The organism is Streptomyces sp. NPDC094032, assembly GCF_040303965.1.
In the GTDB taxonomy this organism is placed as follows: domain Bacteria; phylum Actinomycetota; class Actinomycetes; order Streptomycetales; family Streptomycetaceae; genus Streptomyces.
This window is the reverse complement of the sequence record NZ_JBEOUE010000033.1, coordinates 21,425-38,850: the sequence shown is the minus strand read 5'-3', so window position 1 is coordinate 38,850 and position 17,426 is coordinate 21,425. Positions and strand designations below refer to the sequence as shown.

Here is a 17,426-nt window from a genome sequence, read left to right as displayed (position 1 = left end):
CCTCCGCGCAGACACAAGACCCGGGAGGCAAACTCTTTCCGCAACTTCCAAACCGGAGTGGGGAGTTCCGACACCCGCCCGACCCTCGCGTTACAGTGCGACGTGCTTCTGAGAACCGCTCCCGCCACGCCCGCGCTCGCCGACGCCGTCCTGCTCGGCCACAAGGAGGACGGCCGCAGTTGGCCGCTGCTGGTCTGGGCGCCCGGGCCCGGCACCCGGATGGTGTCCAGCGCCGTCCTCGGCGGCGGCATCGGCGCCCGCGACTGGGTGGTGAACGCGCAGGTGCCCCCGGGGTACGCGCGCCGCGACCCCGTCGCCCATCTGAGTGCCCTGGCCGCGCGGGCCGGGCTCGGCGGCGCCGGGGTCGGGCTGATGACGGCGGCCTCGGTCGGCGACCGCCGGTTCGCCTCGGACGGCGGCGCCGAGGCGGTCGTCACGGCGGGCATCGGCGTACGGGGCTGGGCGGCCGCCCCGGACACCGGCGCGGTCGGCGCGCCGCGCCCCGGCACCATCAACATCATCGTGTCGCTCCCGGTGCCACTCTCGGACGCGGCCCTGGTCAACGCCGTCGCGACGGCCACCGAGGCCAAGGTCCAGGCCCTGGTGGAGCTGGGCGCCGACGCCTCCGGCACCCCCACGGACGCGGTCTGCGTCGCCTGCCCTGCCGCCGCCCCCGGCATCGGGGCCGAGCCCTTCGCCGGCCCCCGCTCGCTCTGGGGCGCCCGGCTCGCCCGCGCGGTGCACCGGGCCACCCGGGAGGCCTGCGCGGGGCTCCTTTGAGCCGAGCCACCCGATCGGGCCACCGCGTAACCGTGGCGGGCGACGGCCTTCTTCGGGAAACATGGCGCCGGTCGTCCGGGAATCCGGGAAGCGGCGGATCACAAGCGGAGCACAAGGGGTGAGCCATGAGTGGTGTGGGGCGCAGGACAGTGGTCTCGGCGGCGGGCGGCGCGGGTCTCGTCGCGGCCCTCGCGGCCTGCGGCGGCAGCCCGTCGGAGGGTGACGGCACCACGGGCGGCGCGGCCGGCAAGGGCGACACGGGTGGCGCGGACGCGTCCGGCGGCACGGACACCTCGGGTGGCACGGACGCGTCGGCCGGCACCTCGCAGACCCCGCCGCTCGCGCGGACCGGCGACATCCCGGTCGGTGGCGGCAAGGTGCTCGCCGACCGGGGTGTGGTGATCACGCAGCCCAAGAAGGGCGAGTTCAAGGCCTTCTCCGCGCGCTGCACCCACGCGGGCTGCACGGTGGGCGGGGTGGCCGACGGGGTCATCGTCTGCCCGTGCCACCAGAGCCGTTTCGACGCCTCGGACGGCAGCGTCAAGCAGGGCCCCGCGCCCAGCCCGCTGGAGCCGACGCCGATCGAGGTGACGGGGGACGCGATCAGGCTCGGCTGACCCCGCCCCCCTCGGGAGCACGCCTCGGGAGCAGGCCTCAGGAGCGCGGCGCGGCGGCCCGGCGCGGGGCCTTCCAGCAGCCGAGCACCTCGTCCGTGGTCGCGATGGTGGCGACCAGGGCGAGGGTGTTGCGGATCATCGCGGGGGTGTAGTCGGCCGGCACCCCCGCGATGGCGTCGCTCGGCACGACGACGGTGTAGCCGAGGTTGACGGCGTCGAAGACGGCGTTGGGGATGGCCACGTTGGCGGAGACGCCGGTGACGACGAGGGTCCGGCAACCGAGGTTCCGCAGCAGCGCGTCGACGTCGGTGCCCGCGAGGGGCGAGAGCCCGTGCAACCTCCGTACGACGAGGTCCTGTTCGGCGACCTCGATCGGCTCGGCGATCCGTACGGCGGCGCTGCCGCTGTGCTGCTGTACGGGGAGCCGGGCGGCCGCCCGGAAGAGCCGGGCGTTGCGGTTGGCGCCGCGCCCGTCGGGCCGCCGCTCGGCGACGGCGTGCAGCACCTGGACGTCGGCCGCGTGCGCCGCCGCGACCAGCCGGGCCACGTTGCGCAGGGCGCCCGACGAGCGGGCGACGGCGGCGAGTTCGGGCAGCGCGCTGTCACGGCCCACCACGCCCTGCTGGCATTCGACGGTGAGCAGCACGGCGCCGTCGGGCGCCAGCTGTTCCCTGAGCTGTTCCGCGTGCCCCACGGTCTCCTCCTCGGTCGTCACCGTCTCCCGGATCCGCCGCCGCGCGCTCCTTGCCACCGCGCGACGGACCCCCCATGATTTCTGACACTCCATCAGAAATCCAGAAGGGTGCGGACGATGACCGTCGCACAGCGCCGTGGACGCCGGATCATGATGACCCCGGCCGAGCTCGACACCTTCCTCAGCGAACAGCGCACCTGCCGGGTGGCGACCGTGTCGGCCGACGGCCGGCCGCACGTCAGCGCCCTCTGGTTCGCCTGGGACGGCCACTCGCTGTGGCTGTACTCCCTGACCCGCAGCCGCCGTTGGGCCGAGCTGCGCACCCGGCCGCGGATCGCGGTGGTGGTGGACGACGGCGAGGAGTACGGGGAGCTGCGCGGGGTGGAGCTCTCGGGCGCCGTGGAGTTCGTGGGCGAGGCCCCGCGCACGGGCGAGCCCTGCCCCGAACTGGAGGCCGTCGAACGCCTCTTCGCGGCGAAGAACTTCGGCCTGGACGCCATGCCGCACGACGGCCGGCACGCCTGGATGCGCCTGACCCCGGAGGCCGTCGCGTCCTGGGACTTCCGCAAGCTGGGGTAACGGCACCCGGGGCCCCGCTCAGCCGCCCAGCGGAGCCGCCGCCTCCCGCAGCGCCTCGACCACCGCGCGGATGGACGGCCGGCGGCCCGCGTCGGTGCGCCAGGTCGCGTAGATGTGCCGCCGCACGGGCTGGCGCACCGGCACGAAGGCGACCCCGGCCATGACGGCGGGGCGGCCGAGCCGGGGCGCCACGCAGACGCCGAGCCCGGCGGCGACCAGGGCGAGCTGGGTGTAGTGGTCCCCGGCGACATGGGCGATCCGCGGCTCGACGCCCTTGGAGCGGAGCGTGAACATCAGCCAGTCGTGGCAGAACTCGCCCGCGGGCCAGGAGACCCAGTCCTCGTCGGCGAAGTCTTCGAGCTCCACCGCCGCCCGCCCGGCGAGCGGATGGTCGGCCGGCAGGGCCACGTCGGCGGAGTCGTCGAGCAGCCTGACCCGCTCCAGACCGGCCGGGACGGGCGCCCGCTTGTTGTTCCAGTCCAGGACCACGGCGAGGTCGCCGTCCCCGCGCAAGACCTCGCGTACCCCGAGGTCCGGCTCCAGCTCGGCGGTGTGGACGCGCAGTTCGGGGTGGGCGGCGCGCAGGGCGCGGATCGCGGTGGGGAACAGCCCGCGCATCGCCGTGGGGAAGGCGGCGATGCGCACCTCGCCCACCACCTGCCCGCGCTGCGCCTCGATGTCCGCCTGGGCGAGCTGGACCTGGGAGAGGATGCGCGAGGCGTGCTCGGCGAGGAGCAGCCCGGCGTCGGTCAGCCGCACCCCGCGCCCGTTCTTGGCGAGCAGCTGCTGGCCGACCTCCCGCTCCAGTTTGGTCAGCTGCTGGGAGACGGCCGACGTGGTGACGTGCAGCCCTTCGGCGGCACCGCTGACGGAGCCGTGCCGGGCGACGGCGTCGAGGGTGCGCAGGCGCTCCAGGTTCAACATGTAAGCAATACTAAGAGGACGACTCCAAAAATTCTCGCTTGTACTACGAGATGGGGTCGGTCACCCTGAACGGCATGAGCAGCCCCGCCCTCCCGTCCCCGTCCCGTCGCCGGTCCGCCCTGGACTGGCGCGTCCGCTTCGGCGTGCTGGCCCTGATCTGGGGTTTCAGCTTCCTCTTCATCAAGGTCGGCACGGAGGGCTTCGCCCCCTTCCAGGTCACCTTCGGCCGCCTTCTGTTCGGCACGGCGGTGCTGGCCGTCGCCCTCGTCGTGAAGCGTGACCGGCTCCCGCGCGGCGCCCGCACCTGGGGCCATCTGACGGTGGCGGCGTTCCTCCTGAACGCGCTGCCGTTCTCCCTCTTCTCGTACGCCGAGCTGACCATCCCGTCGACCCTGGCGGGCATCTGCAACGCGACCACGCCGCTGTGGGGCATGCTCCTGTCGCTCGTCGCGCTCTCCGAGGACCGCCCAACCCGCGTGCGGGCGGCGGGCCTGGGCATAGGCTTTGTCGGCGTCCTGACCGTCCTCGGCGCCTGGCAGGGCTTCTCGGGCCTGGACGTCACGGGCACGGCGCTGGCCCTGCTGGCCTCGGCCAGCTACGCGGTGGGCTGGATCTACGTCCGCCGCACCCTGTCCGCCACCGGCTCCTCGAACCTCGCCCTCGCGGGTTCCCAGGTCGGCCTCGCCACCCTCCAGCTCGCGGTGGTCACCCCGCTGTTCACCAGCCTGCCGACCCACGTCGAGCTCCTGCCGCTGCTCTCGGTGATCGCGCTGGGCGCCCTGGGCACGGGGTACGCGATGCTGCTCCAGTACGGCGTGGTGGCGGAGGTCGGCCCGACGACTGCGTCCATGGTCACGTACTTCATCCCGGTCATCGCGACGGCCGCCGGAGTCGCCCTGCTCGGCGAGCACCTGGCCTGGAACACCCCGGTGGGCGCGCTGGTGGTCCTCGCGGGCGCCGCCCTCACCCAGACCCGCGGCCCCCGCCGCCGCACCGAGCGGTCCCCGGCCCCGACGGCGAGCTCCCCGGGCACGGCCGCCCGGACCACACCGCCCCACGCGACAGCCGACCCGACCGGGACCACGCAGGTCGCTCAGGCCACGCAGACCACCTAGACCACCCAGCCCACCCAAACCCCCTGAGCCCGAAGCCCCTCACCCATAACTCCGCGCCGGCGCAGGCCCCGCCGCGTACGCGACGGCGTCGGCGAGGGGTTCGATGTCGGCGGGGGTGAGGCGCGAGACGGTCAGGCGGATCGCCGGGCCCGTGTCCATGCGGAAGCGGGCGCCGGGGGCGACCGCCCAGCCGGCGGCGAGCATGCGGGCGACGGCCCCGGTCTCGTCGGCGACCGGCACCCAGACGTTCATGCCGCCGCGCCCGTGCGCCTCGACGCCCCGCCGGGCGAGCGCGCGGACGAGGCCGTCGCGCCGCTCCCCGTACGCCGCCGAGACGGCCAGCGGGTCGACGGCGCCGGTGGTCCACAGGTGCGTGACCGTCCGCTGGAGCAGCCGGCTGACCCAGCCGGGGCCGAGCCGCTGCCGCCCGAGCACCCGGTCGACGGTCTCCGGGTCCCCGGTGAAGGCGGCGATCCGCAGGTCGGGCCCGTACGCCTTGGCGACCGAACGGACGAAGACCCACCGCCCGGCGCCGGTGGCGAGCGGGTACGGCGGCGCGGCGACGATGCCGTGCCCGTGGTCGTCCTCGATCAGCAGCACGTCCGGGTGGGCGCCGAGGACCGCGCGCAGTTCCGTCGCCCGCGCCTCGCTCACGCAGCCGCCCGTCGGGTTCTGCGCCCGGTCGGTGACGATGACCGCCCGCGCGCCGCCCCGCAGGGCCCGGGCCACGGCGTCCGGCAGCGGCCCCTCGTCGTCGACGGCGACCGGCACGGGCCGCAGCCCGAGGGCGGGGACGAGGTCCAGGAGGCTGCCCCAGCCGGGGTCCTCGACGGCGACGGCGTCCCCCGGCCTGAGGTGCGCGGCGAGCACCCGCTCGATCGCGTCGAGGGAGCCGGACGCCACGCCGACGGGCCCGGCGGGCACCCCGTCCGCGTCGAAGGCGGCCCGCGCGAGCCGCGCGAACTCCGCGTCGACCGGGGCCTCCCCGTACATCGGCGGCCGTTCCGCGTAGCCGCGCGCGACGGCGGCGAGGGCCTCGTCGAGAGCCGGAAGGAGCGCGGGGTCCGGGCTGCCCTCGCTCACGTCCCGCACCCCCTCGGGCGCCTCGACCCTGATCGAGCCGCGGGCCGTCGTCGCGGGCGCGGACCGCACCCGGCTGCCGCGCCGCCCGTCGGTCTCGATCACCCCGCGCTCACGCAGGGTCCGGTAGGCGGCGGCGACGGTATTGGGATTCACTCCGAGAGACGCGGCCAACTCCCGCATGGGAGGAAGCAGTTGTCCTGGCGCGAGGAAACCTTCGCCCACACCCCGCTCGACGCTGGCGGCGATCTCCGATGCGCGACGACCTTCGATCCGATACTCTCCTAGCACAAACCCAAGTATGCACTAGTGCAATGGAGAATGCAATGAGTGCAATGAGTGCAACCAACACAATGAGCGCAATGCCGGAGACGGACACCTACACCCCCACCGAGCGCACCGTCCCCACCCGCTCCGCCAAGCGCGCCTCGTACGACCGCACCCTGGTGCACTCGATCCTCGACGAGAGCTACCTCTGCCACCTCGGCTTCGTCCGCGACGGCGCCCCCGTCGTCCTGCCGACCCTCTACGGCCGGATAGGCGAGCGGCTGTACGTGCACGGCTCGACCGGCTCGCGCCCGCTGCGCATGGCCGGGCACGGCGAGGACGCTCCGGGCCTGCCGGTCTGCCTCACCGTGACCCACGTGGACGGCCTGGTGCTCGCCAAGTCGGCCTTCCACCACTCGATCAACTACCGCTCGGTCGTCGTGCACGGCACCGCCCACCAGGTCACCGACCCGGAGGAGCTGCGCACCGCCCTGGACGCCCTCGTCGACCACGTCGTCCCCGGCCGCTCCTACGACTCCCGCCCCGGCAACGCCAAGGAGCTCGCCGCGACCGCCGTCCTGCGCCTGGACCTCGACGAGGTCTCCGCGAAGGTCCGCACCGGCGGCCCCAACGACGACCCGGAGGACGCCGCGCTCCCCCACTGGGCGGGCGTGGTCCCCGTACAGCGCGGCTACGGCACCCCGGTCCCCGCCGAGGACCTCGACCCGGCCATCGCCCTGCCGGACTACCTCGCGGCCCTGTGAGGAGACGACCGTGCTGATCCACCCCTGGGACTCCCCCCGGGACGACACCGAGTGGCGCACCTGGCTGTCCGCCCACGACTTCGGCCAGCTCGCGGTGACCGGCGCACCGGGCGAACCGCCCTGGGTGCAGCCCCTGCACTTCCGGTACGAGCCCGAGCCCGGCCCGTACGGCCGGGTCATCACCCATCTCGCCCGCCCGAACCCTCTCTTGCGCGACCTGGCGGTAAACCCCGCCGTGGTGCTGAGCGTCGTCGACGACTACGTCTTCGTGCCCGGCCACTGGACGGCCCCCGAGGGCAGCCCCTCGGAGCACGGCACCCCCACCTCGTACTACGCGGCGGTCCAGCTCCGCTGCACGGCCCGGATCGTCGACGACCCGGCCGAGGCGGCGGAGCTGCTCAACCGTCAGGTCGCCCACTTCCAGCCGGAGGGCGGCACCGCTCCGGTGTGCCCCGGCGAGGCCCCCTTCGGTCGGATGCTGCCGGGCATCCGGGTGCTGTGCCTGGATGTGACCGACGTGCGGGCGAAGTTCAAGTACGCGGGCAACAAGCCCCAGGAGGTCCAGGACCGGGTGGCGGACCGGCTCGCCGGGCGGGCGGGCCCGGGCGACGCCGCCGCCCGCGCCCACCAGCTGCGCCGTCGCGCCCCCGGGGCGTGAACCCCGGCGCGCTCAGCCCCGTACCGGGACGGCCTCCACGATCCGCCGCCGGGCCGCCGCGGCCGAGCGGGCCTCGGCGAAGGCGAGCCCGGTCACCGCGGTGAGCAGCAGCAGGGTGCCCGCGACGGTGGCCGCGGTGAGCTGTTCGCCGAGGAGGGTGACGGCGATGAGGGCGGCGCTCACCGGCTCCAGGAGCATGATCACGGAGACGGTCGCGGCGCGGACCACGGCCGCTCCGGCGAAGTACAGGGCGTAGGCGAGGGCGGTCGGCACGGCGGCGACGTATCCGAGCAGGAGGAGCACCTGGGCGGGCGCGCCGGTGTGCGGCACCAGTCCCTCGGACGCGGCCAGGGGCAGCAGGCCGACGGCGCCGACGGCGAAGGCCCAGGTGGTGGTGGACAGCGCGTCCGCTCCCCCGCCGTCGCGGCCGAGCCAGCGGGTGAGCAGGGTGATCGCCGCGTATCCGGCGGCGGAGACGACGGCGAGCAGCACGCCGAACGGCCGGACCTCGGCTCCCCCGCCGCCGAGGACGAGGACGGTGAGCCCGGCGAGCGCCCCGGTGACGGCCGCGGCACCCCCGGGGCCGACCCGCTCGCCCATGACGAGCCGGGCGCCGACCGCGATGAGCACGGGTCCCGAGCCGAGCGTGACGACCGTGGCGACGGCGAGCCCGGTGACGTCCACGGCGGCGAAGTAGGCGCTCTGGAAGATCGCGAGCCCGATGCCGGTGCCGAGCACGCGCAGCAGCCGCCGCCCGCGCGGTTCGACGGTGACGGGCCTCGGCCGGCGGCGCAGGGCGAGCGCCCCGAGCAGCAGGACGAGCCCGCCGACGCAGCGCCAGAACGAGAGGGCGAGGGGGCCCATGTCGCTGGCCCGGAAGAGCAGCGCGGCGGCGGCGCCCGCCGTGCCCCAGGCGATTCCGGCGACGATCAGATAGGTGAGGCTCCGGCCGGTGGAGAGTCTGGGCAGGCCGGGGACAGGAGTGTTCGACACGTGTGCGCTCCGCGAGGAAGACGGGAAGGAGGGGTCGTCGGAGTCCGCGGGCGGGCATCGACGACCTGCCCGGCGGCCTGTGTCGGCCTGCCGGACCCGGTCTTCGTCAGCTGGGAGCAGCCGCCCGCGCTAGGCGGCGGGAGGCGGAAGCACGGTCGAATGCATGATCGGCACCTTAGGACGCGGACCGCTCGACCGACAACCCGTTTCCCTCACCGCCGGCCGCGGCGGCCTCCGAGGCGACGGCTGCACCGGCGTCCGGCCCGACGCCCGCCCCGGCGCCGTCCGCCGAGCCCGCCACCACCCCCGACGCCGCCTTGGGCGTCGCGGACTGGGCGATGAAGGCGCCGACCAGGACGACCGCGCCGCCCAGGATCTGCGGCGCCTCCAGGTGCTCGCCGAGCAGCACCCAGGCGAGGACGGTCGCGATCACGGCCTCCAGGCAGGCCACGACACCGGCCACCTGCGGGGAGAGCCTGCGCACCGAAACCACGCCGGTGGCGTACGCGAGGACGGTGGCGATCAGCACGATCCAGCCGAGCAGCAGCCAGGCCGGGGCGCCGGTTCCGTCGAGGTCGGCGGTGCCGCCGAGGACCGCCCAGTCCATCTCCCAGGGGCGGGCGAGGACGGTGAGGACGAGGGCGCCGACGAGGAGGGCGTACGCGATGACGCCGAGCGCGTTGACGGGTTCGGCCTCGTCGCTCCCCTGGTCGGCGAGGACGAAGTAGCCGACCTGGCAGCAGGCGGCGGCCAGGGCGAGGACGAGCCCGAGGAGGTCGAAGCTGAGCCCGGACCAGACCTGGACGACGCAGGCGAGTCCGCCGACGGCCAGGACGACACCGAGGGCCGCCCGCCGGGTGACCGGCCGCCGCTGGACGAAGCGGACCCAGCCGAGGACGAGGGCCGGGGCCAGGTACTCGATGAGCAGCGCGACCCCGACGGGGATACGCGAGATGGAGGCGAAGTAGAAGCCCTGGACACCGGCGACGCCGAGCAGTCCGAAGCCGACGAGCAGGGCGGGCTTGCGGCGGACGAGGTCGCGGTGGCGCCAGGCCACGGGCAGCAGGACGAGGGCGGCGCCGGCCACCCGGAGCCACACCACGTGGAGCGGGTCGAGGCCCGCCTCGATGAGCGGCTTGGCCGCCACTCCTGAACCACCGAAAGCAAGGGCGGAGACCAGGGCGAGTCCCAGGCCAGCGCTTTTCTCCTGAGACGCGTGCATCGGGCCATCATGACAGGACACGGTCAGGTGCGTAACCCCCGTTACACCTGTTGAGACAGCTCCCCGATCCGGAGGGCCAGATCCTGCCGGTCGACACCCGCCCTGCGGAGCACCTCGGCGGCCCGGTTGCCGGGGTCGGCGGCGAGCGCGGCGAGCAGATCGAGCCCGCGGACCCGGCGTCCGCCGCGCAGCGCGGCCCGCTCGAAGGCCCCGGCGAGGGCGGCGGCCGCGGCCGGCGACCAGCCCGCGGCGGCGCTCTCCTCGCCCCGGACGGCGGGCAGGTCCGACCCGGTGTCCTCGACGGAGCGCTGCCAGCGCAGCCCGTACCCGATGGAGCGCTGGACGAGGTAGCCGAGCACCCGGGCCTGCTGGTGGGAACCCTCGAAGACGGCGGCGGTCTCCGGGTCGCCCTCGACGAGCGAGTGCAGCAGATGGGCGGTGTCGATCTGCCGGTCGCCGTCCCGCAGGGCGCGCCGCCGGGCCCCCGTCACCACGGTCACCAGCTCGACGGTCAGCGCGTCCTCAAGCTCGGCGCGGCGGACGGCGGGCAGACGGGGCAGCGCGGGGCCGGGGAGGGGGCCGCGCGGCCCCGGGGCGCGGGAGGCACCGGGCACACGGGACACACCGGACACGTCGGGGCCACGGCGGTCGGGAGGGACGGGAAATCGCACCCTCCCACCTCATCAGCCCCGACAAGCCGGGGCATCCCCGGCGAGGAGCATGTCCGCATCCCACCGGAGTCGGGCACGGGCGATCGCCCCCTCCTCCTTACGGATGAAATCGCGCGCCTTCTCCCCAGGGACGCGCGCGCCGCCTTGCCCCGCACCGCCCCGTACGCAACCGCTCGCCCGCCCGGCATCGTCCTCCAGTCATGTTCTGGATGGTCGCCCTCCTCGCGCTCGACGGGCGGCAGTACGTCTACCGCGTGTACGCACCGCGGGCGGCACTGCCGGCCGACCTCTTCTGGGCCGCCTTCCACTGCCACGACGAGAGCGGCGGCCCGCGCGCGTCGGACCGCTTCGACTCGGCGCGGATCTGGTGGATCGGCGACGAGACCGCAGAACTGACGGTTCATCAGTATTGAGTATTGCCCCCGCAGCGACTACGTTCCGCGACACCGAAAGCCGACAGGTACGCGTGAAGGGGTGGTCGCATGGCCGAGGTCAGCGCGGAGGCACGGATCGAGGCTCCGGCCGAGAAGGTGTGGGCGCAGCTCACCGATTTCGCCTCGTACGGGGAGTGGAACGCCACCCACACCAACTTCCCGAACGGCGGCCCGGCCACGCTGGAGGCGGGCGCGACCTTCGCCGAGAACATGAAGCTCATGGGCTTCCCGGCCGAGGTGACCTGGACGGTGGAGGAGCTGGAGACGGGCCGGGTGCTCGCGATCCGCGGCAAGGGCCCGATGGGCGTGACCGTGGGGACCCGCTACGCCCTCACCCCCGACGGCGGGGCCACCACCGTACGGATCGACGGGGAGTTCACGGGTGCGGCCGTCTCCCTCATGGCGGGCAAGCTCAAGGACTCGGCCACGGCGGCGCTGACGGAGTCCCTGCGCAAGCTGGCCGGCCTGGTCGCCTGACGACAGGCCCGAGGGGCCCCGCGGCGCAACGCCGCGGGGCCCTTCTCACTCCCACCGTCCGGCTCAGCGCTCGTCGGCAAGGATCAGATACAGCTTCTTACGGGCCTCGTTGATGACCTCGACAGCCTTCTGCCGCTGCTCAGGGGTGCCGGTCTTCCAGACCTGCCCGAAGGCCTCCATCAGACCGAACCCGGCCTGCCGGATCTCGTTCACGGCCTCCCAGTCGACACCGCGCCCGGCCTCCTCCCACGGAGCCTCGGGCCCCGCCTCGGCCTCCGCGCGCCCGGCGTCGGTGAGCGTGAACAGCTTCTTGCCGCCCTCGCTCTCGCTGGCGATCAGCCCCTCGTCCTCCAGCATCTGGAGGGTCGGGTACACCGAGCCGGGGCTCGGCTTCCAGGCGCCGCCACTGCGCTCGACGATCTCCTGGATCATCTCGTAGCCGTGCATCGGGCGGTCCTTCAGCAGCGCCAGGATCGAGGCACGCACATCACCCCGCCGCGCCCGACCACGCCCTCCACCACGCCCACGCCCGCCAAAGCCGCCGCCACCCCAGGGCCCACCCCCACCGAACCCAGGCCCGAAGGGCCCGAAGGCAGCCCGCCGCCCCTCGAATTCACCACGAGGACCGGGCCCACACGCTCCACGCCCATGTTCATGTCCATAGCCACGCATCGCAACGCTCCTTCCATCGAGATTCCATCGTTGAACTGTCGCGATGCTTCAACGATATATCGGAACTGTTCACCGAGCAACAGCGAACGAACACCGGCCGGTTGACCTGTGCCAGTAAGCGTTGATCGATTGCCAGCCGAGGGCGACCGACACTCTTTTGCGACAGCAATGAGCGATCGCATGTCGATTTGTGTCAGGAATGGTTGACCGAGGGTGGCAGCGGGTGACGCAATCAGGACTGATTCGGGTGGCGCCGACCTGGACTTTTCGCAGTTCGCTGTCTGCAGATGACGCCGATGACGCACTTTCCGGCTATCCCTCTGCAGCCGGCGAGCAAGCTCTCTCAGCTGTGTTCGCAGGTCAGCCCGGTTCGTTGCTGTTGGCAGTCTTGCGGCGGCGCCTTTGCGTCTTCTCGCGGCAGCTTCTTGAGCACCAGCGGCTGGCCCTCCCTGAGGCGGCCCTTTCGAGGGGCTCGTGGCAGTGCTCGCAGGTCAGCAGCCTGTAGGGGGTTGGGTCGATTCCTCGGCGGGCGCGTTGCCCGCAGAGATGTGAGCACCAGCGGCGCAAGCCGGTCCCGGCCTTGGCCGTCTGGAGAGGGACCTGGCAGAACTCGCAGATATCAGCTGGTGGCTGCAGGAACTGGTCCGGTGAGGAGAGACGGTTCCAACGGCGGGCGTCCTGCCGGCAAGCAGCCGAACACGTCTGGCGGTGCGAGCGTGATCCTGGGGGGAGGGGTTTCTCGCAGACTATGCAGCGGCGGTCTTCTTGAGCGGTCGGACCGTCATCGGCGCTGGAGGTGTTGAGGGTGTTTCCACCGAGCTGGCGCCGGAGGTAGGCGGTGCGGCGGCATGCGGAGGAACAGAGCCGGTGACGCTGCCCGGTCTGGACCTTCATCGGTTTCTGGCAGACCCGGCAGGGGGCTGTGATCTGCCGTCGGCGGTGTGCTCGGGTCCTGCAGCGCATGGAGCAGAGGATGGCCCGTCGGCCGAAGGCCCCGGTGGGGGGTATGTCCGTGCCGCATTCCCTGCACTTCTTCGTCTCGAGGGTTGCTCGCAGAAGGTCAGAGTCACGCCCAGTGACTGCGGCCAGGCGTTTCCAGGATGGTGCCCCGGAGCTCTGGCGGTTCGAGCAGGAACTTTCGGAGATAGGTGGGTGGGAGGTGGTTGGCGTGGGCGAGGCGCCTGATGAAGGAGGGGCCCCCTTCACCTGCTCGGGGACGGACCTGGAAAGGGAGGCGGGCGATGGGGGGATTGTTTCGGGCGGCTGCTGTCACTGATCGCCAGCCGCCGAGGGGCCGCCGGGTCGCTTCCGGTGGGAGGCGATGTCCAAGTCGACGGCCAGCAGCCCGGGTTTGGTGATCTTCTCTGCGCCGGTGAGGATGGCATCGACGGCGGCTCCACGGATCTGGTGGGAGAGGGTGCCGATCATGCCGCCGGTGCGGGTGTGAATGAAGCGGTCCAGGCGGGTGAGGGTGCCGCGTTTGTGCTGGTGCAGCAGGAGGTTGGCCTCCATCTGGGCGACCAGCGCCTTCCATTCCTTGTTGTAGGGGAACGCGTGGGTGGCCACTGAAGTGAAGCGGGCAGCGATCTGGTCGCCACGGGTGCCGGACAGTAGTCCGCCGTCCTCGATGTCGATGCCGGCATAGGCGAACGTCGCGGGGATGCGTTCGGAGAAGTACTTGAGCGTGTCGGATGCCTCGGCTCCCGTGCGGGTGTGCAGGGAGATGTTGTGGATCTCGTCGACCAGGACGAGGCTGGTGCGGGCCTTGGTGCAGACGCCGACCACGGCCTCGGTGAGGTCGGTGATGTTGGAGCTTCGCAGCACCGGGAGGCCGAGGAAGCGGGCGAATTCCGCAGCGATCATGCGGGGTGTCGCGGCAGGCGGGACGGTGATGTAGACGACCGGTATGCGCTCGTCCTGGCCGGGGTGCCGGCGGCGGTCCTGGAGTTCGTGGGCCAGGCCGAGCTGGGTCAGGGCGATCGTCTTACCAGTGTTGGCCGGCCCGGACACGATGAGGCCTCTTCGGGCGCTGATGGCGCCGCGGTTGAGGATGATCAGCCGGCGTCCGCAGGTGACGGTGTGCCGGACGGTTGAGGTGGCGACCACTTGCAGGCGGGCATGGTGGTCAAGCCGGTCCTCGTCGTACTGGTATCTGTCCTCTTTGGTCAGGGCGTCGTACTCATCCTGCGTCAGCGTGGCCATCGGCTCACTGATCGCCCCCGCGACGAACTCGCGCCAACCGGGCAGGACTGTCAGGTAGCGGCCGAAATCGTCATCCGGCTGGTCTGCCAGCGGCGTGCTCACGAACGTCTCCAAGGGTCCTCAAGCGGGTCGAAGATTCCCAGCGGGATCACTTCGGCCATCGTTTCCTCGTCCTCCTCCGGCGGCTCCGGCGAGGGTTGCATCTCTGGTCGCGGTGGGGGTGTTGCTGCTGCGGGTGTGGTGGCCTTGGTCCGGGCGGCGACGCGGCGGTCCGCCTTGGACGGCTTGGCCTTCCGCTTCTTTGCCGCTGGCTCGTCGGGGCCGGCGTGTGCGCGAGTCAGCAGAGCTGACACGGCTGCGGCGAGTTCTTCCTCGGTAGCCTTGGGTAGTTGGTGGCTGACGTGGTCCCAGGCGAGGTCACCGAAGGGAACGGGTGCCCGGTTCAGGTATTTCCAGGTTGCCTGGACCCACTCACCTTCGCCGCAGTGGTTGCGTACCCAGACTCGGGAGACGTCATAGGGGTCTCGGTGCACTTCCCAGAGCCCGCGCTTGGCGGTGACGCCTGAGTTCCGCCGCCGCATCGGCCCGAGCTCGGGGGCGTCGTAAGTGCGGTTGTTGATCCGGATGCCGTAGGAGTTGACGGCCCGCCAGGCCGCGGGCAGGAGCTCGATGTAGTCCTGGCCGCTGAGCGCGACCGGGACGTAGCCGCAGGCCTCCACCAGGGCGGCGTACTTCTGGTTGGGGGTGAACAGGCGTCCCGGGTGGCCGGGGTCGCGCAGGCCCTCGTGCGGCCGGTTCTGCCACTTCGCGACGATCCACTCGTCCAGCAGGTCCTGGAGTTCGGGGAGTGACCACAGGTTCTCCTCCTCCGGATGCCGGCCGCGATGGTCGGTGTTGCGGCCGGTGTAGCCGGGAAGGAACTGGGCGAACATCGTCGCGACGGAGCCCAGCATCTTCTCGATGTGCCCCTTCTCGAAGGGCGAGCCCTTGTGCGTGGGCTGGAAGTCGATCTCCAGGAACCGGCAGGAAGCCCGGAAGTTGTGCGAGATGAACACCTTGCCGTGATCGCAGACGATCATCTCCGGGACGATCACCGGCTTTGCCGCAGCATGCTCGAGGCGTTCGTCGATCGTCAGCAGGCGGCGGTGCGGCAGCACCGAGCGCGACATCTTCAACGCGTCGATCCAGCCCGGCCGCATCAGTTCCGGCGTGACCGTGCGGGCTAGCAGCACGCTGGCGTCGACCGACTTCGTCGTGGGCCTGAGCACCGCGGCGGTCAGCGTCCTGGACGCGACATCGATCATGCCGGTCAGTTCGACCTTGCCGACCACTCCGTCGTCGAGGCGGACCATGACGTCCAGCGGAGTGGAGTCGATCTGCATGACCTCGCCCGGAGCCGACACCGTCAGCTCTCCGAACGGGGCAGCAGCCCCATGGGCCATCGACCTGCGGGTGACCGCCGACCCGGTCGCGTGCGTGCCCGCCGCCAGTCTGTCCAGCAGACGGTAAAGCGTCCGCCGCGACGGCAGTTCGGCCAGGTCGTCGCCGTTGTCCCGGAGGATCTCCTCCGTCCTCCAGATCAGGTAGGCCCCGTTGCGGGTCGAGGTCTCGACGCCTTCCTTGATCGCCTTCCGCATCGCCGCGACGACGGCGTCCGGTGCGTCACCGAACTCCTTGCGCTTGCGACCAGGTCGGTGGTCCACGAGCCTGGCTAGCCCGACCAGGCCATCCTCCATATAGCGGCGTCGCCGCAGCCCCACCGCCCCGGGCTTAATCTCGTGGCCGAGGGCCGCGAGTTCGGCCGCCTTGGCCTTCTGGCGTGAGGTCACCGACGTGCCCGGTCCATAGCCCGGCCGTGGCAGTGTTCCGGGTTCGACGCCGGGCGGCAGTCCGTGCAGGACCTCGAGGATGTGCTCTTCCCACCACAATGCCCGCTTCATCACATCGGGATCGAAGGTCTCCAGCAGGCCGGACGGCGGCAGCGGCATGCGTTCAGGCTGGAACAGAATCTCGAAGTCCGACGTCTCGAACAGATCAATCAGGGCCACCACTCGGTGCGGTGTCTCGGCGTCCTCCAGCACCGCCGCCTGTGCGGTGACCTCGAGAACACCCCTGACCTGGCCCTCGAACCGGACCCGCTGGCCGACCACCAAGGCCGTCGGCCGCTTCAGGCTGCCCATGAGTTCCCCTCCGTCCAGACCAGGCTGTCGGTCTCCATCAGCCCTCCCACCAGGTCCGTCTTCAAAGCCCCGGACCACAGCAGATGAAAAAGCACCGGCAGAACCTGCAACCGGTCGCCGACCAGCCCAGCGCCGTCCCAGAGACCCATCGGTTCGCAGAAGACTTCCAGGAGCCGGTCCACCGCCGCCGCCGGCCGTCCGCAGCGGGCCCGCCGGTACCGAGACAGCCAGCGGACATTCGCCATGAACACCGGATCAGGCCGTCCGGCCCACTCGAACTCCCAGCCCACGGCTCGGCAGGCATGACCGGTGGCGTCGAACGCCTCCCGCGTCGCCTCATCCATCTCGTCCTCGGCCCGGACATCAACGACACGGGCGCGACCGTCGGACAGCCGGACAAAGTAGTCCGGAGCGTGTCGGCGCTTGCGAGTGCCGTCGTGCCAGTGCAGCCAGAACGGCTGCGAAGCGATCGCGAGCACGTGCGGGTCGCGATCCAGCAGGATCAGCCGGTCCCTCTCCAGCCAGGACTCGTAGCCCACGTGATCCCGAACCGTCGTCGAGTAGTACCAGCCCGCGAACCCCTGGCCGTCCTTCCGCCAGCTGAACTCCCGTACCGGGTCCACAGCCTCGAACGGCGTATCCCAGCTGGCCCCCAGCGACCGGCGCACAAGCAAGCTGTTGACAGAAAATGCCAGGTCAAAGGCCGTAAGGGCAGCCTCGTCCGACACACTGGCAAGTGCCCCCACCACGTCCTCCGCTTGCTGTACGCCAGGTGATCATCCTTTGGTGGCACAAACTAGCGTTGATCATTCATCAGTGGCAATCGATCAGGTTTAACTGACACAGGTCACCGGTGACCTGTCTCAGCGAATCTGCTCTGCCGAGCGGTGCCAGGTGACGCAGTCTCGTGCCCGCTCCAGCGCCTTGACCTGCGGGTCCTTGTCGGGGTGACGGCGGTGACGCACTTTCCGCCCATCCCTCTGCCTCCTGTCGGCGTACACATCGAGGTTCTGCTCAGGGCTGGACGAACGAAAGTGCTCGGCGCCCTCGCAGTCAGGCGAGGTCCAGACGAGTGCGTGGCATATTCGGGAGGCGGT

At 71.9% G+C, this 17,426-nt stretch carries 18 protein-coding genes; 8 read left to right on the top strand and 10 right to left on the bottom strand.

Annotated elements, in window-relative coordinates:
* Nucleotides 1-108: 108 nt before the first annotated feature.
* Complete coding sequence (locus ABTZ54_RS31845) at nucleotides 109-780, top strand: adenosylcobinamide amidohydrolase (RefSeq protein ID WP_502997350.1); 672 nt, start codon at nucleotides 109-111, stop codon at nucleotides 778-780.
* 125 nt (nucleotides 781-905) lie between these two features.
* Complete coding sequence (locus tag ABTZ54_RS31840; RefSeq protein ID WP_351669948.1) at nucleotides 906-1,397, top strand: Rieske (2Fe-2S) protein; 492 nt, start codon at nucleotides 906-908, stop codon at nucleotides 1,395-1,397.
* Between the two features lie 37 nt (nucleotides 1,398-1,434).
* Here the strand turns inward: ABTZ54_RS31840 and ABTZ54_RS31835 are convergent, their stop codons facing one another.
* Nucleotides 1,435-2,091 (bottom strand): cysteine hydrolase family protein, encoded by a 657-nt coding sequence (locus tag ABTZ54_RS31835; RefSeq protein ID WP_351670008.1) that lies wholly within the window; start codon nucleotides 2,089-2,091, stop codon nucleotides 1,435-1,437.
* Nucleotides 2,092-2,208: 117 nt separating this feature from the next.
* On the opposite strand from ABTZ54_RS31835, the gene ABTZ54_RS31830 reads away from it, so the two are divergent.
* Complete coding sequence (locus ABTZ54_RS31830) at nucleotides 2,209-2,670, top strand: pyridoxamine 5'-phosphate oxidase family protein (protein WP_351669946.1); 462 nt, start codon at nucleotides 2,209-2,211, stop codon at nucleotides 2,668-2,670.
* An 18-nt stretch (nucleotides 2,671-2,688) separates the two neighbouring features.
* On the opposite strand, the gene ABTZ54_RS31825 is transcribed toward ABTZ54_RS31830, so the two are convergent.
* Nucleotides 2,689-3,594: a LysR family transcriptional regulator gene (locus ABTZ54_RS31825; RefSeq protein ID WP_351669944.1), complete on the bottom strand. Its 906-nt coding sequence runs from the start codon at nucleotides 3,592-3,594 to the stop codon at nucleotides 2,689-2,691.
* Nucleotides 3,595-3,668: 74 nt separating this feature from the next.
* Between ABTZ54_RS31825 and ABTZ54_RS31820 the strand changes: the two genes are divergently transcribed.
* Entirely contained in the window at nucleotides 3,669-4,709 is a 1,041-nt protein-coding gene (locus tag ABTZ54_RS31820) for a DMT family transporter (protein WP_351669941.1), read from the top strand.
* A 39-nt stretch (nucleotides 4,710-4,748) separates the two neighbouring features.
* Here the strand turns inward: ABTZ54_RS31820 and ABTZ54_RS31815 are convergent, their stop codons facing one another.
* A complete protein-coding gene (locus ABTZ54_RS31815; protein ID WP_351669938.1) occupies nucleotides 4,749-6,080 on the bottom strand; it encodes an aminotransferase class I/II-fold pyridoxal phosphate-dependent enzyme in 1,332 nt (443 codons plus the stop codon).
* Between the two features lie 71 nt (nucleotides 6,081-6,151).
* Here ABTZ54_RS31815 and ABTZ54_RS31810 point away from each other — a divergent pair, with 71 nt between their 5' ends.
* A complete protein-coding gene (locus ABTZ54_RS31810) occupies nucleotides 6,152-6,820 on the top strand; it encodes a pyridoxamine 5'-phosphate oxidase family protein (RefSeq protein WP_351669935.1) in 669 nt (222 codons plus the stop codon).
* 10 nt (nucleotides 6,821-6,830) lie between these two features.
* Complete coding sequence (locus ABTZ54_RS31805) at nucleotides 6,831-7,478, top strand: FMN-binding negative transcriptional regulator (protein WP_351669932.1); 648 nt, start codon at nucleotides 6,831-6,833, stop codon at nucleotides 7,476-7,478.
* A gap of 12 nt (nucleotides 7,479-7,490) precedes the next feature.
* On the opposite strand, the gene ABTZ54_RS31800 is transcribed toward ABTZ54_RS31805, so the two are convergent.
* The 3 genes from ABTZ54_RS31800 to ABTZ54_RS31790 form a co-directional block, all read right to left on the bottom strand.
* The gene (locus tag ABTZ54_RS31800) at nucleotides 7,491-8,471 is read right to left on the bottom strand and encodes a DMT family transporter (protein WP_351669929.1); all 981 of its coding nucleotides are present in this window, start codon (nucleotides 8,469-8,471) and stop codon (nucleotides 7,491-7,493) included.
* Between the two features lie 175 nt (nucleotides 8,472-8,646).
* On the bottom strand, nucleotides 8,647-9,693 hold the full coding sequence (locus tag ABTZ54_RS31795; RefSeq protein ID WP_351669926.1) for an EamA family transporter: 1,047 nt from the start codon (nucleotides 9,691-9,693) through the stop codon (nucleotides 8,647-8,649).
* Nucleotides 9,694-9,734: 41 nt separating this feature from the next.
* The gene (locus tag ABTZ54_RS31790; RefSeq protein WP_502997348.1) at nucleotides 9,735-10,307 is read right to left on the bottom strand and encodes a peptidase; all 573 of its coding nucleotides are present in this window, start codon (nucleotides 10,305-10,307) and stop codon (nucleotides 9,735-9,737) included.
* Between the two features lie 257 nt (nucleotides 10,308-10,564).
* Between ABTZ54_RS31790 and ABTZ54_RS31785 the strand changes: the two genes are divergently transcribed.
* Together ABTZ54_RS31785 and ABTZ54_RS31780 are read left to right on the top strand one after the other, a co-directional pair.
* The gene (locus tag ABTZ54_RS31785) at nucleotides 10,565-10,777 is read left to right on the top strand and encodes a hypothetical protein (RefSeq protein WP_351669923.1); all 213 of its coding nucleotides are present in this window, start codon (nucleotides 10,565-10,567) and stop codon (nucleotides 10,775-10,777) included.
* A gap of 69 nt (nucleotides 10,778-10,846) precedes the next feature.
* Nucleotides 10,847-11,275, top strand: a complete 429-nt coding sequence (locus ABTZ54_RS31780) for a type II toxin-antitoxin system Rv0910 family toxin (protein WP_351669920.1) — start codon at nucleotides 10,847-10,849, stop codon at nucleotides 11,273-11,275.
* 63 nt (nucleotides 11,276-11,338) lie between these two features.
* Here ABTZ54_RS31780 and ABTZ54_RS31775 read toward each other — a convergent pair whose 3' ends face one another.
* From ABTZ54_RS31775 to ABTZ54_RS31760, 4 genes are all read right to left on the bottom strand, one after another.
* Nucleotides 11,339-11,761, bottom strand: a complete 423-nt coding sequence (locus ABTZ54_RS31775) for a PadR family transcriptional regulator (RefSeq protein ID WP_351669917.1) — start codon at nucleotides 11,759-11,761, stop codon at nucleotides 11,339-11,341.
* Between the two features lie 1,455 nt (nucleotides 11,762-13,216).
* Nucleotides 13,217-14,251, bottom strand: a complete 1,035-nt coding sequence (locus tag ABTZ54_RS31770; RefSeq protein ID WP_351669914.1) for a TniB family NTP-binding protein — start codon at nucleotides 14,249-14,251, stop codon at nucleotides 13,217-13,219.
* Nucleotides 14,248-16,329: a TnsB C-terminal domain-containing protein gene (locus tag ABTZ54_RS31765; RefSeq protein ID WP_351669911.1), complete on the bottom strand. Its 2,082-nt coding sequence runs from the start codon at nucleotides 16,327-16,329 to the stop codon at nucleotides 14,248-14,250. The genes ABTZ54_RS31770 and ABTZ54_RS31765 overlap by 4 nt, the downstream gene beginning before the upstream one ends.
* Nucleotides 16,317-17,075: a TnsA-like heteromeric transposase endonuclease subunit gene (locus ABTZ54_RS31760; protein ID WP_351669908.1), complete on the bottom strand. Its 759-nt coding sequence runs from the start codon at nucleotides 17,073-17,075 to the stop codon at nucleotides 16,317-16,319. Before ABTZ54_RS31760 ends, ABTZ54_RS31765 begins: the two co-directional genes overlap by 13 nt.
* Nucleotides 17,076-17,426 lie beyond the last annotated feature (351 nt).